This is a genomic window from Candidatus Coatesbacteria bacterium (assembly GCA_014728225.1).
In the GTDB taxonomy this organism is placed as follows: domain Bacteria; phylum RBG-13-66-14; class RBG-13-66-14; order RBG-13-66-14; family RBG-13-66-14; genus WJLX01.
Window position 1 is genome coordinate 1 of record WJLX01000161.1, and the last position, 14,023, is coordinate 14,023.

General features: G+C 66.4%; 9 protein-coding genes. 3 read left to right on the forward strand and 6 right to left on the reverse strand.

The features are described 5' to 3' along the window. Window positions 1-52 precede the first annotated feature (52 nt). Together GF399_11695 and GF399_11700 are read left to right on the forward strand one after the other, a co-directional pair. The gene (locus tag GF399_11695) at window positions 53-814 is read left to right on the forward strand and encodes a TSUP family transporter (protein MBD3400975.1); all 762 of its coding nucleotides are present in this window, start codon (window positions 53-55) and stop codon (window positions 812-814) included. 333 nt (window positions 815-1,147) lie between these two features. Next, window positions 1,148-1,942 carry a TSUP family transporter gene (locus GF399_11700; protein MBD3400976.1) on the forward strand — a complete coding sequence of 265 codons (795 nt, stop codon included), beginning with the start codon at window positions 1,148-1,150 and terminating at the stop codon, window positions 1,940-1,942. A gap of 188 nt (window positions 1,943-2,130) precedes the next feature. Here the strand turns inward: GF399_11700 and GF399_11705 are convergent, their stop codons facing one another. The 4 genes from GF399_11705 to GF399_11720 are packed head-to-tail and all read right to left on the reverse strand — an operon-like array spanning window position 2,131 to window position 8,949. Then, on the reverse strand, window positions 2,131-2,943 hold the full coding sequence (locus GF399_11705; protein MBD3400977.1) for a hypothetical protein: 813 nt from the start codon (window positions 2,941-2,943) through the stop codon (window positions 2,131-2,133). Between the two features lie 10 nt (window positions 2,944-2,953). Then, window positions 2,954-4,927 (reverse strand): sulfatase-like hydrolase/transferase, encoded by a 1,974-nt coding sequence (locus GF399_11710; GenBank protein MBD3400978.1) that lies wholly within the window; start codon window positions 4,925-4,927, stop codon window positions 2,954-2,956. 16 nt (window positions 4,928-4,943) lie between these two features. Further along, window positions 4,944-6,926 carry a sulfatase-like hydrolase/transferase gene (locus GF399_11715; protein MBD3400979.1) on the reverse strand — a complete coding sequence of 661 codons (1,983 nt, stop codon included), beginning with the start codon at window positions 6,924-6,926 and terminating at the stop codon, window positions 4,944-4,946. Between the two features lie 13 nt (window positions 6,927-6,939). Continuing rightward, the gene (locus tag GF399_11720) at window positions 6,940-8,949 is read right to left on the reverse strand and encodes a sulfatase-like hydrolase/transferase (GenBank protein ID MBD3400980.1); all 2,010 of its coding nucleotides are present in this window, start codon (window positions 8,947-8,949) and stop codon (window positions 6,940-6,942) included. 196 nt (window positions 8,950-9,145) lie between these two features. Between GF399_11720 and GF399_11725 the strand changes: the two genes are divergently transcribed. Then, window positions 9,146-10,837: a DUF814 domain-containing protein gene (locus tag GF399_11725; GenBank protein ID MBD3400981.1), complete on the forward strand. Its 1,692-nt coding sequence runs from the start codon at window positions 9,146-9,148 to the stop codon at window positions 10,835-10,837. A gap of 70 nt (window positions 10,838-10,907) precedes the next feature. Here the strand turns inward: GF399_11725 and GF399_11730 are convergent, their stop codons facing one another. Next, window positions 10,908-12,062, reverse strand: a complete 1,155-nt coding sequence (locus tag GF399_11730) for a glycosyltransferase (GenBank protein ID MBD3400982.1) — start codon at window positions 12,060-12,062, stop codon at window positions 10,908-10,910. Window positions 12,063-12,201: 139 nt separating this feature from the next. Continuing rightward, complete coding sequence (locus GF399_11735) at window positions 12,202-13,557, reverse strand: hypothetical protein (protein ID MBD3400983.1); 1,356 nt, start codon at window positions 13,555-13,557, stop codon at window positions 12,202-12,204. Between the last annotated feature and the right edge of the window lie 466 nt (window positions 13,558-14,023).

The window sequence follows — 14,023 nt, forward strand, 5'->3', positions numbered from 1 at the left end:
CTGTTTTATTCGTGGGCGAACGCAACATCGGCCCGGTTCCTGCGGAGGCCGTATGGAGAATTTCTGGCTCTACATCGCGGTGGGCTTTGTCGCCCAGTTCATCAACACCAGCCTGGGGATGGCCTTCGGGGTAACCTCGAACGCCTTCCTGCTGTCGCTCGGCCTGCCCCCGGACGTAGCCAGCGCCAGCGTCCACCTGGCCAAAGCCGGCACCGGCATCGCCTCGGCGGCCAGCCATCTCTACCACGGCAACGTCAATAAACAGCTCGTCTACCGTCTGGTCTTCACCGGGATGGCCGGCGGCGTCCTGGGCGCCATGTTGCTGACCTCCTTCCCCGCCGAGACGCTGAAGCCCCTGGTGGGACTCTACCTGTTGATCATGGGCGGGCGCATCCTCGTCAAGGCCTGGCGCTACAAGGAAGAGAGTGAGCGGGAGCCGCTGCCCCGACCCCTGCTGCCCCTGCTGGGCGCCTTCGGCGGCTTCTTCGACGCCCTCGGCGGCGGCGGTTGGGGACCCATCGTCACCACCAGCCTGCTCTCCGACGGCCACGAGCCCCGCTACGTCGTCGGCTCCGTCAACACCGCCGAATGCTTCGTCGCCCTGGCCCAGGCGGTCACCTTCCTGCTGCTGATCGGAATCGACTACTGGGAGATCATCGTCGGCATGCTGATCGGCGGGGTGGCGGCGGCCCCGCTGGCCGCCTGGTTGACCAAAAAGCTCAAGGCCCGGCCGCTGATGTTCATCGTCGGCGGTCTGGTTGTCCTGATGAGCCTGCGAACCATCTGGTTGTCCCTTGAGAGCTTGCTCGCCTGAAGCTGGTAGCGTTTTGGCGGAAGATTGTCGTCTCGATCATTGGTGGACTGAATAACTCTCTTTGCGAGCGATATGTAGGATGGCGGCATTCTTATTGGCTGGCAATGCTTATTCAACCGCGATTGTGGAACATAAATACCCATACACCCCGCAATGGCGGGGTGTAATTACACGTTATGCCTGTTTGCGGGTCGTGGTAAAGAAATAATTACCACATTATCTGTGTATATAACACAAATTTTATTTTATAACGCAGAAAAGCACGATAAATACTGGACAGTTTTATTGTCCAGTATTACACTCGCCTTTGTCAAGATAGCAGCGGAGGCGGCTGTGCCCGCATCAATCTGGTCCTTCGTCCTCGTCGGCTTCGCCGCCCAGCTCATCGACGGCTGCCTGGGGATGGCCTACGGCGTCAGCTCCAACACCTTTCTCCTTTCCCTCGGGTTGCCGCCGGCGACGGCCTCGGCTGCCGTTCACGTCGCCGAGGTCGGCACGACCGGCATCAGCGGTCTCTCCCATCTCTGGTTCAAGAATATCGATGCCAAGCTGCTCCGGCCCCTGGTGATCACCGGGGTGGCCGGCGGCGTCATCGGCGCCTATGTGTTGGTCAACCTGCCGGCGGAGTACATCAAGCCCATCGTTTCAGTGTATCTATTGGCCATGGGCGTCCGGATAATCGTGCGGGCGATCCGGGAGCGCAGGGCAACCGAAGAGGATCGCCGGCGGATGAACGAGAAGCGTCGCACGGACCGGCGATTTTTGTCCGTGCTGGGCGCCGTCGGTGGTTTCTGCGACGCCGTCGGCGGCGGTGGTTGGGGGCCCGTCGTCACCACCACCCTGCTGGCCAACGGCCACGAGGGCCGCTACGCCGTCGGCACCGTCAATACCGCGGAGTTCTTCGTCACCCTGGCCCAGGCCGTCGCTTTCATCTGCACCACCTCGATCATCACCGACCACTGGAAGATCATTCTCGGCCTCCTCGGCGGTGGACTGGTCGCCGCCCCGTTGGCCGCCTGGCTGGTCAGTCGGATCCCCCGGCTGAAGATGCTGTACATCGTCGGCGCCGTCATCACCCTGCTGAGCATCCGCAACATCTGGCTGGCCGTCGAGTCGTTCACCCGGTAGCGTCAGCGGTCGGCGACGGTCGGTGTCAAAAGCCTCCCCGGTTGGGGAGGCTCTCTTTGCTGGTAATCGTCATCCGAGGTGTCGCCCGCACTACAACGAGTCGACAACCATCGATAATCCCCGTCGTCATTCCAGGATCATCGTGTTCAGGACGATCAGCGCCCCCGACGGGTGAACAAGGGCGGGGATCACGCCGGGTATCCCCCGCGGTCACCACAGATCCGGCCGTAATGGTTCGGCCGACGTTCAGCGAATAGGTCGTTGCCGCTGGAAAGGGTCTTGTCGGCGGCGGCGGCGGGATCAACGTCCATCAGGAACAACTCTTCCCGGTCGTCCGGCGCCCGGTGCAGCAGTGAGCCGTCGGGGGCGACGATCTGGCTGGAGCCGATAAACGACAGTCTTTCGCCCCGTCGGAACTCGGAGCCCGTCCGGTTGGCCGTCACGGCGAAGATCCGGTTCTCCAGGCAGCGGGTCAGCATGGCCCGGGGGCAGTGGGGCAGGACGAGGTTGGCGGGGTGACAGACGATCCGGGCGCCCTCGAGGGCCAGGCAGCGCATGGTCTCCGGATAGATCCAGTCGAAGCAGATCATCAGGCCCAGCTCGGCGCCGGCGGCGTTGACGCTGTGTGGGGGTTCGTCCCCGGGCTGGAATAGCTCGTCCTCGAAGCCGAACAGGTGCAGCTTGCGGTAGCGGTCGACCAGACCGTCGGGACCGACGAGGACGGCGCTGTTGTAGTAAACGTCGCCGGCGCGCTCGGCCAGGCCGCAGACGTAGTGGGCGCTGGTTTCGCGAGCCAGGGTGGTCAACAGCTCCGTGGTCGGTCCCGCGGCGGGCTCGGCGGAACGGGCCAGCAGCTCCGGCTCCAGGCAGTAGCCGCTGACGGCCAGCTCGGGCAGCACGACGAGGTCGGCTTGGCGGCCGGCGAGGAAATCGGCCAGTCGGCGGCGGTTGAGCTCGGGCTCGCCCAGCCGGGGTTCGAACTGCAGATAACCGATCTTCACGCGAAGTCCTTTATTGCATATAGCCGATGGAGCGCAACTGGTCGCGCTCGGCTTCGCTCAAGCCGTCGGCCTGAGCGGCGGCGTAGTGGGGGTTGTAGCGCTCCAGCAGGTAACCGCACCGCTGTTGGTAGGCGTTCCAGGCTGCGAGCAGCTCCTCGCGCAGCTCGGGGTACACCGCGGCGACATTGTAACGCTGCTCGGTGTCCGAGGGCAGGTAGAGCTCCACCAGCGGTTCGGCATCCATGTTCTCGATGATCAACCGGCCCTCGTCGGCAATGACGGTGCCCTCACGGCCCATGAAGCCGATGTTCTCGGCGTAGATGTAACGTTCCCCGGCGGGTTGGTCCTGCAAGGGCCGGGCCAGGGTGGCCTCCTCGTCGTACTCGAGGTCGAGACCCGTGAGGATGGTGGGGTAGAGATCGGTCAGGCCGACGGGGAATCGGCGGACGGAACCGTCGTCGAAGACCCCCGGCCAGCGGACAACCAGGGGCACACGGATCTGTTCGTCGTAGACGCTGGTGGCGTGTCCGACTTCCTCGTGCTCCCAGAGGGCCTCGCCGTGGTCGGCGGTGTAGAAGACGATGGTGTTGTCAAGGGCGCCGCCGGCCTCGAGGGCGTCGAGCATCCGGCCCAGGATCTCGTCCTCGTAGCGCACCTCGGCGGCGTACAGGGCCCGGATCTGCTCCCGTTCCGCCGTAGGCGCGCCGCCGACGCCGGCCTCCCGACGTTCGCCGACATAGTTGAGACCGGAGGATTCCTCATAGGGACCCGAGTAGTCGTTGTCGGGAACGTAGCGCAGCGGCGGGGTGTAGGGGCAGTGGGGGTCGAAGAGGTGGACGTAGGCGTAGACGCCGCCCTCCGGGGGCAGTTCGCCGGCCAGCTCGACGGCGGTCTCGTTGGGAATCGTTTTGAGCCGCCGCAGGTCGACCTCGGTCAACCAGAGGGACAGCCGGTGGAGCAGGACCAAGTAGAGGGGGGCGTTGAAGTCGGGCCACCAGACGTTGAGATTGCCCAGCTTGGCCGTGGTGTGGTACATCCAGTTGGCGTAGCTGTCGAAGCCCCGGTAGTGGCCGGAGTGGGTGGTGATCACCCCGTTGCAGAACAGGCCCCAGGTGGTGTAGCCGGCGGCGTTGAGTTTCTCCTGGAGCGTTTCGACGGGGGGCAAAGGCTTGGTCACTCCGACGCCGTGAACGGCCGGTTCCAGTCCGGTGAACAGGCTGCTGACCGAGGGCAGGGTCCAGTTGCTGGGGGAGTAGCAATACTCGAAGCGCACCCCCTTTGCGGCCAGTCGGTCGAGGTTGGGTGTCGGCGCCGGGCCGCCGTAGGTCGAGGCGTAATCGGCCCGGTGGGCGTCGGAGACGATCACCAGCACGTTGGGCCCCGGCGGGTCCTCCGGGGGCCTGGTGTAGTCGAAACCGCCCAGGGCGGTGGTGTAGAGGATGATCGTCGCCGGCAGGGCCGCGGCGAGGAGGATGCCGGCGATCCGGGAGGACCATTTGATCAGTCGGGGCAGCTTGAGGGCCGCCCAGAGCGTGGCGGCGCCGATGAGCAACCCGCCGAGGATGGTCACCCAGGTGTCCCAGCGGGCGTACTGCGCGGCGTAGTTGGGCAGGGCCAGGACTACGGCGTTGACGAAAGCCACCGAGCCGAAGCCGATGAAGCGGCGTCGGCCCTCGCTCAGACGACCGATCAGGGGAAGCAGCCAGGCGGCCGGGACGCCGACGACGAGGGCGCAGAAGGCGCCGATCAGGGGGATGTAGGTCGCCGCACCGACGTAGAACAGCAGATGAGCTTGGCCGCCGCTGCCCAGGGTGTCGACGGCGATGGCGCTGCCGGGCTCGAAGAGCAGACAGCGCAGGTAGAAGAACAGGGCGAAGAGGTAGCTGACCAGCACGCCGAAGAGGACCAGCCGCAGGGTTCGGCGCCAGAACGTCGACCCGGTTTCGGCGGTCTGTGCGGTTTTCGTTGTCGAGTTTCCGCTCATCGAACTCCCTTCGTGGTCACTGCATGTAGCCGATCGCCCGCAGCTGCTCGATCTGCGCCGGGCTCAGCTCTTCGATATCCTCGGTAGCGTAGGGGTTGAAGCGTTCGGTGATTCTAGCACACCGTTCGAGGTAGGCGGTCCACAGCTCGAGTAATTCAGCGACCAGCTCCGGTCGCTCCGCCGCCAGATCAGCGGTCTGACCGTAATCGTCGGCGGCGTAGAGTTCGTAGCCCGCGGGGTCATCGAGGGGGTCCATGATCAGCCGTCCCCGGGGGGCGATGACCGTGCCCTCGGCGCCGTAGTGACCGAGGTTATGGGCGTAGATCACCCGGTTCGGATCGACGGGCTCCTGCAGCGGTTGGGCCAGAGTGGCCTCGGTGTTGTAATCGATACCCAAGCCGCTCAGGATGGTGGCGTAGACATCGGTCAACGAGACCGGATCGTGGCGGATATCACCGCCCTCGAATTGACCCGGCCAACAGGCGACCAGGGGCACATGGATCTGCTCGTCATACAGGCTGGTGGCGTGTCCGAGTTCCTCGTGCTCCCAGAGGGCCTCGCCGTGGTCACCGGTATAGAAGACGACGGTGTTCTCCAGGGCGCCGCCGGCCTCCAGCCGATCCAGCATCTCACCCAGCACCCGGTCGGCGTAGCGGATCTCCCCTTGATAGAGCCGGCGCAGTTGCCGCCGCTCCTCGAGGGGGGTTTCGTCCTTGGCGCCCTCGAGCCGGAGCGGAACGTAGTGCAGACCGGAGTACTCCTCGAGAGGGCCGTGGTAATCATTGTCCGGAATCAGTTCCGGCGGCGGGGCGAAGGGATAGTGGGGGTCGAACAGGTGAACGTAGGCGTAGACGCCGCCCTCCGGCGGCAGCTCGCCGGCCAGCTCCACGGCGGTTTCGTTGGCCACGGCCTTGATGTGCTGCAGATCCAGATCGAAGAGCATATGCATCGCCATCTGGACAAACGCCAGATACAGGGGGCCGTCGTAGCCCATGATGTTGTACTGGATGCCGAAGGTGGGGATGTTGAGGTAGGACCAGTTGCTGTAGGTGTCGAAGCGGCGGTAGTGTCCGGTGCGATGGTTGACCACCTCGTTGGAATGCAGGGCCCAGGTGGTGTAGCCGTTCGCGGCGAGGAGTTCCTGCAGGGAGACCAGCGGGGCGAGGTTTTTCTGCAAGCCGACCCGGTGCACCGCCGGCTCCAGGCCGGTGAACAGGCTGCTGATCGAGGGCAGGGTCCAGTTGCAGGGGGCGTAACAGCGTTCGAAGCTGACGCCGCGCTCTGCCAGGCGTTCTAGGTTGGGCGTCGGCGCCGGCCCGTCGTAGAGGGAGCAGTAATCGGCCCGGTGCGCGTCGGAGACGATCACCAGGATGTTGGGGCCCGGCGATTCCTCCGGCGGGGGCGGGTAGGCCTGGTACCCCAGACCGAAGAGGTAGAGGACGAGGTAGAGCAGCACGGCCAGGCCGAGCAAGCCGCCGGCGATCCGGCGGGCCCAGAGTTCGATCCGCGGCCAGCGGCGCGCAATGAAGACCGCCGCCGCGCCGATCAGCAGTCCACCGGCCAGGACCACCAGGGAAAAGGGAGCCCGGTAGGCGTAGCTGTAATGGGGCAGGGCCAGCACGCCGCCGTTGACCGCGGCGATGACGACCAGGCCGATGAAGTCCAGCCTGTCGGCGTTCAAGCTGTCGCCGCGGCGGAGCTTCTTTACGAGCGCGACGCCGCCGCTGTACAGGGCGCCGATGAACAGGGCCGCCAGGGCGCCGATCAGCGGCATCCAGGTCAGGATCCCGGTATAGAACAACAGGCTGTGGAAGCCCTCCGAACCCAGGCTGTGCGCATATACGGCCGGGGTGGGATTGATCCAGCGCAGCAGGTAGTAGAAGACGGTGAAACAGTAACTGACCAGAACCCCGAACAGGAACAAGCGCAGGGTCCGGCGGAAGAAACCCCGAGCGCCGGCGGAGGGAAGTTCATGTTCGAGCTTGGTTCGCGGGACCATCCATTCCTCCAGGTTACTGTAGATAGCCGATGCTGCGCAGCCGTTCGAGCTGAGCCTGCTCCAGTTCGGTGTCGGCGGCGTGATAATGGGGGTTGTGACGCAGCCCCAGCTCGGTGCAGCGCTCCAGGTAGTCCTCCCAGGCGCGTCTCAGGCTGTCGCGCAGGGCCGGATAGGTGTCGCCGACCTCGTTGAGCTGCGCCTGGTCCTCGGCCAGGTAGAGCCGCTCCACCCCGTTATTCAAGCCGAGGACCAGGGTGGCCTCCGCGCTGATTACGGCGCCGTGGTAGCCGAGCTTGTGGGCGTAAACCAGGCGCTCGCCGGCGGGTTCTTCCCAGAGGGGGTGCGCCAGGGTGGCCCGCCGTTCGTAGTCGACGCCCAGGCCCTCGAGCACCGTGGGGTAGATGTCGCTGAGCGAGACCGGATCGGCCCGGCGCAGTCCGCCCTCCAGCCTGCCGGGCCAGTAGACGACCAGCGGGACATGGATCTGCTCGTTGTAGGTGCTGGAAGAATGGCCCAGGCAGCCGTGTTCCCAGAAGGCCTCGCCGTGATCGGCGCCGTAGAAGACTACGGTGTTGGCCGCGGCGCCGCTGCGTTCCAGTTCCTCGAGCATCCGGCCCAGCACCCAGTCCTCGTAGCTGATCTCCCCGCGGTAGAGCCGCCGGATCTGCTCCTGCTCCGCGGCGGTGACCTCCGCCGAACACCATTGAGTACCGTGACTGGTGAAGATGCTGGTTCCCGTTTCGTAGGGGCCCTCGTAGTCGTTGGGGGGAATGAACCGCGCCGGCGGGGCGTAGGGTTCATGGGGATCGAACAGATGCACGTAGGCGAAGACGCCGCCCGCGGGCGGCAGCTCGCCGGCCAGCTCTATGGCCAGTTCGTTGGGTACCCGCTTGAGATGCTGCAGATTGAGTTCGGCGACGGACAGACTCAAGCGTCCGATTATCCTCATATAGAAAATATCGTGCAGGTTGCAGTGGATGGCGCCCAGGACGTCCATGCTCCCCAGGTTGGCGGTGGAGTGGTACTTGTAGTTGACGTAGTCGTTGAAGCCCTGGTAGTGGCCGCTCCACTGGGTGATGTTATCGTTGCAGAACAGGCCCCAGGTGGTGTAGCCTCGTTCGCGCAGCCGGCCCTGCAGGGTCGGCAGGCCGGCCTGCGGTGCCGTCCAAGTCACCTGATGCACCGCTGGTTCCATCCCGGTGAACAGACTGCTGACCGATGGCAGGGTCCAGTTGCAGGGCGAGTAGCAACGCTCGAAGCAGACCCCCCGTTCGGCCAGGCGCTCCAGGTTGGGAGTCGGTGCGGGTCCGCCGTAAACCGAGGCCCAATCGGCCCGTTGAGCATCGGCGATGATGACCAGGATATTGGGTCCCGGGGTTTCTTTGGCGGGCTCGCTGTAAGCCATCCGGCCCAGCCCCAGATAGAAGAAGCCGAGGTAGGTCAACAGCAGCAGACCCAGCAGCGCGCCGGCAATCCGCCGGGCCGGTTTCTCTATCCGCTCTTTCTTCCAGGCCAGCATGAGCAGCCCCGTCCCGATGATCAAGCCTGCGCCCAGGACTACCCAGGTCTTCGCCGAACCGTACATGAAGGCGTAGGTGGGCAGAGCCAGCACGACGGCGTTGCAGGCGGCGACGACCGTCAGGCCGATCCTTTCCCAGACCTCGTCGTCGACCTTGCTGAAGATCGCTGACAGCCCGGTGACCAGCGCTCCGATTACCAGGGCGCAGACGGCGCCGATGAGGGGGATCAGCGTCGCCGCGCCGATGATGAAGGCAGCCCGGGTGAAACCGTTGTTGCCCAGGGTCTGGGGATGGATCGAGCCGCCGGGAACGGCCGGGGAGAACAGATAATAAAAGACCGTAAAGCAGAGGCTGACCAGCACCCCGAACAGCACCAGGCGGAAGGTCTTGCGCCAGTATTCCTTGAAGGTCATCTCTCTCCTGACTGTCGGCTCGACGGCGGTTCCTCTTCCTCGGTCAAGGCCCTCGAGTCCGCCACGACGGCGGTCCTTCCACAGAAGCATACAGTCCAGCAAGAACCGTGCCGAAGCGTTGAGTCTCGGCTGCCGCAGGCGGCTCACGGCCGTCGGCGCCGTTTTGCCCTTGCGTTTTTCGCCGCTCCGGGGTGATTATCTCACCGCTGCGCGGCCCTCGCCGGGTGAATCCGCCCCGACGCGCTGTGTTAGAATGGGCCTTCCCCCGCCCCGCCCAAGGACGACCATGTACGACGGACTGACCCTCGGAGCCTACCTTGAGGCCTGGCGCCCCTTTCTCAGCGGCGCCCGGCTGCTCGACGTCGTTCAGCTCGACGCCGTCGACCGCCGGACCAACAAGGCCCTGGAGAACGACCTGCGCGACGGCGAGGCCCTGGTGATCGGCCTGGCCAACGGGCGGGAGGAACGGGAGTTGGTCTTCGCCGTTCCGGGGCGCTACGCCGGACTGTTCCTTTGGGAGGATGTCCGCCTGCGGCGGAGCAAGCCCCAGAGCCGCCGACGGGCCGGCGAGCTGGCCTATCTCAAGCGCCTGCTCTGTGGGGATCGCATCAGCACGGTGCGGCAGCACGGCCGGGACCGCCTGGTCGATTTCGTACTCGATGGCAGCGATGAACTCGGCGAGCCCCGCCGGACCACGGCGACCTTCATGCTGACGGGGCGGCGGGCCAATCTGGTGCTGCGCCGCGACGGCGAGGTCTTCCGTTCCTGGCGTCCCGGCGTGCGCTACGGCGAGCCGTTCAAGGCGCCGCCCGGCGGCGTGGACGGTCTGGGTGAGTTCCTGCGGCGGCGGCGGTCCGGGGAGTTCGAGCCCCGGCGTAAACGCTCCCTGGCCGGCGAGCTGGTCGCCCGGGTCGACGGCTTCTCCTTCCGCGCCGTCGAGGAGCTGTTCCGCCGTCTCGGACTGTCGGGCGACGTCGCCTTCGGCGAGCTCGACGACGAGACCCTGGACCGCCTGGCCGCCGCCGGGGACGCCCTGTTGGCTGAACGGGGCGCGGTGCGCATCTACGCCGAGCCCGGCGTCCTCTCCTGCCTGCCGCTGACGGGTCTCGGCGCCGGCCGACCGGCGACCCGGGAGGACGAAGCCGCCGTAGTGGCCGAGCACGAGCGCCGGGTGCGGCGCGAGCGGTTGACGGCCGCCCTGGGCGACGTGCTGGAGCGCCTGGCCGGGCGCAAGCGCAAGCTGCGCGCCGACGCCGTCGCCGCCGTCGACAAGGCCGAGAACGCCGACGAGCTCCAGACGGCGGGGCAGTTGCTGCTGGCCCGGCCCAACGTCAAGGCCCCGGCGACGGCGGAGTTCGAGTTGCCCGACGGCGGCGTCGTCGAGTTGGATCCGGACAAGAGCTGGCTGGCCAACGCCCAGGAGCTGTTCGAGCGCGCCAAGCGCTACCGACGGGCTCGGGATTACGCCGCCAAGCTGGAGCGGCGGGCCGCCAAACTGGAGCGCGACTATGCAGAGGCCGCCGCCGCCCTGGAAGCCGACGCGCCCCTCGAGCGGGCCGCCGAAGTCTACCGCCGCTGGTGCGACGGCGCAGAAGGTGACGACAGGGGCCGGGGCGACCTGCCGGCCAAGGTCGGCCACCGCAGACTGCCCGGCGGTTTCGAGCTCTACTGGGGCCGCGACGGCAAGAGCAACGAGTTCGTCACCTTCAAGCTGGCCCGTCCCGGCGACGTGTGGTTCCACGTCCAGCAGGGTCCCGGGGCCCACGTGATCGTCAAGCGACCCCGGCGCGAGGCCCAACTGCCGCCGGCGGTCATCGAGCGCGCCGCCCGCACCGCCCTGCGCCACTCCAAGATGCGCACCTCGAGCCACGTGCCGATCGTCTACACCGAGCGGCGCTACGTCCGCCACCGGCGGGGCGCGCCGGGGGCCGTCTTCTACGAGCGCGAGAAGGTGATCTCCCTCGACGGCGATTTCTGAGCCGTTTGTAGCGGAACCGGCGCCGCCGCGACGGCGCAATTGCAAACCTGGCCCCGCGGCCGGGTGTTGTTCAGCCCTCCACCAGGCGCCGCACCAGGACGCGCAGCTTGCGCTGGTTGCGCGCCAGGGTGAAGCGCCGCAGCACGGTCCGCCGCCCGCGGGCCGCCAGGCGCCGGGCCCTTTGCGGCTCCCGCAGCAAGCGCTCCAGGGCGTCGGCCAGGCGGAGGTGGTCCCCCGGCGGGACCAGCAGGCCGTCGACGCCGTCGGTGATGATCTCCGGGATGCCGCCGGCGGCCGCGCCGACGACGGGGCGCTCCAGGGCCAGGGACTCGATGACGATCCGGCCGAAGGGCTCGAAGTCGCTGGGTACGGCCACGGCGTCGGCCAGGCCGAGGTAGGGCCGGACGTCGGCAACGAAGCCGGTGCGGACCAGCCCGTCGGCCAGGCCGGTCTCGGCGACGACGGCGGCGAAATCGGCGCTGCTGCCGGGGTGGATGTCCTCCTGCAGCTCGCCGACGACGAGGAGCTTGACGTCGTCCAGGCCCCGGCGCCGCAACTCGGCCGCGGCGCGCAAGACCAGGTCCGGGCGCTTCCAGGGCACGATCCGGCCGCAGAAGACCACCACTCGGCAATCCTCGAGCCCCAGGCTCCGGCGCAGGGCCGGAGCGGGGGGGCGGGGGGCGAAGCGCGCCGGATCGACGCCGTTGTAGATGAGGAAAGTCTTGTCGGGACGCCGCCGTCCCCGGGGGAAGCAGCGTTCCAGCACCGCCCGGCTGATGACCACGAAGGCGTCGCTGAGCTGGAAGGCCAGGCGGTTGACCGGTCCGACGCTGCGCCAGTCGCGGACGTAGCCCAGCACCTTGACCGGCAGACCGACGGCGGCCAGGGCGGCGGCCAGCCGGCCCTTCATCGTCTCGCTGTACAGCAGGTCCGGACGCTCGCGCCGCAGCAGACGGCGCAGTTTCAGTACGCTGCGCAGCAGGGCCAGGAGGAGCTTGAGCGGATTGCCCAGGCCGCGGATCTCGGTGTAGGAGGGCACCACCACGGGCTCGCAGCGCACGCCCCGCGAGCCGTAGAGCTCGAGGAAGGCCGCGTCGCGCTGGCCGTAGGCCGCCACGGCCTCCCACTCCGGCAGCAGGCCCTCGAGGAAGCCCAGCAGGCTGCGGTGGCTGCCGCCGACGGAGGCGTAGGGCAGGTAGCAGAGGATTTTGCGTTGGTCGGTCATCCGTGATGACCAGCCTACCCGACCAGTTCCCGCCTGTCAACGCCGGGGGCTGGAGAAACGGGGGGCCGCGGCCCCCCGTCGTTTATCCGGTTCTGTCTTCGTCGAGCGGCTGCTTGGCGGTTGGGTAACCCGTGGCGCCCTAGAATGTAAACACCAGATCGACGACACCGCCGACGGACACCGGCGATTCCTCCAGCTCGGCGGTCCCGCCGTCGTACTCCACCTCGCTGGTGGCGTTGTAGTGCAGCAGGGCGCCCACGCCGACGCCGAAGCCGCCGCCGAAGCAGAAATCGGCCCCCACGGTCAGATCGGCGCCGAAGCTGCCGCCGCTGCACTCGAAGGTGTAGTAGGCGTAATCGTCCTCGCGATCCATCGTCAGGTTGGTCAGGGCGTAGCCCAGACCGGCGGCGACGTAGGGCCGCACCGTGCCCTTGGTCAGGATGTTGAACTTGAAGCCCGGACCGACCAGCAGCTCCAGCCAGGTGTTGGTGGCCGGGTAGTAGCCGGCGTAGTCGAACTCGTCGGTGTAGGTCTGCAGCGAGAGGTAGAGCCCGGCGCCGAAGGCCTTGGAGAAGAAGTAGTTGAAGCCCAGGCGGCCGCCGATGTGCAATCCCTCGGTCCAGCCGTCGGGCTCGATGCCGTCGTAGGCGCCGTTGATCGAGACGCCGAACAGTCCGCCGACGTAGAGGCCGAAGTCGCCGCCGCCGCTGGGTCGGCTGGTGGTGGTCGTCGTCGTGGTGGTTTCGTGCTCGTCGGGTTCGGCGCCGACGCGGACCTTGTCGCCCACGGTCAGCATGGTCACCGGGGTGTAGTACTGGGTCACCCGGGCCTCGGAGAGCTCGTCGGCGATGACCGAGGAGACCTCGGCGCTGGCCAGCTCCTCGATGTCGCGCCCCAGGAACAGGCCCGTCTCCGGGTGGTAGTATTCTTCGCCCAGGCGGTAGATGGTCACCTCGTCGCCCACATCGGTGCCCTCCTGGCTGCCCAGGTCGATCTTGATGTTGTCGCCCTCCACGTCGACAACCGTCCCGATGACCGGGATGTTGGCGGCCAGGCGCTCGGCCATCTGGCGCGCGGCTTCCAGTAGATCGTCGAGACTCGCTGACTCGGAGGCCTCGCTCAGCTCGACCTTGCCCAGGTAAACGTCGACGACGCGGACGTTGACCGTGTAGGTCGTGCCGACCTTGGAGACCTTGCCGACGACGACCTTGGAGGCCCCGGCCAACTGGCCCAACTGGACGAAGCACTCGGTGGTGGTACAGCCGGAGAGCGCCAGGCCCTGCTCCTCCATCAGGCCGGCCAGGCGCTCGCGCTCGACGATCTCGAAGCGCTTGGTGTTGATCAGGGCGTCGAGCAGGGTGTCGGCAATGCCCGCGGCCGAGGCCTCGCTGACCCCGGAGGCTTCGAGGCCCAGGAAGGCCACCGACGTCTTCTCGGCGCCCAGGGCGGTCAGGGCCAGACAAACCAGCAGGCCGACAATCAGGTATCTCCGCATATGAACTCCCCCTTTTGACGTATCGGCTACGAACGAATATCACTAGCGTACAATTTCCATATTATAGCTTAGCAGGCGAGGGGGCTCGCATCAATAAGAAAAACTCCGTCCACCGTAGCAGGTGGCGACCCTTTCGCCCGATCGCCGTCGGAAATCGCGGGATTACGGCTGTCAGAGACACATTTTTACCGAAAAATGATGCTATAGTCGGTAAAGGCTGAGGGGCTTCCCGCCAAACCCCCGCCCGCGCCAACACCGCCGGATCCAACAGGGGTGAACCGTTGTCCCATGGGCCCCTCAGGCATAATCACCGTCGAGTACCACTCCATATCTTGCATTGACAGTGAAAGGTTCTCATTCAGGCAAGATGAAATAAAACGCTAACTACCGATATGTCATAATAACTCCGCGTATCATTGTGACATGAGCGGCTGACGGGATGATAATACAAAAAATGCATACAAGA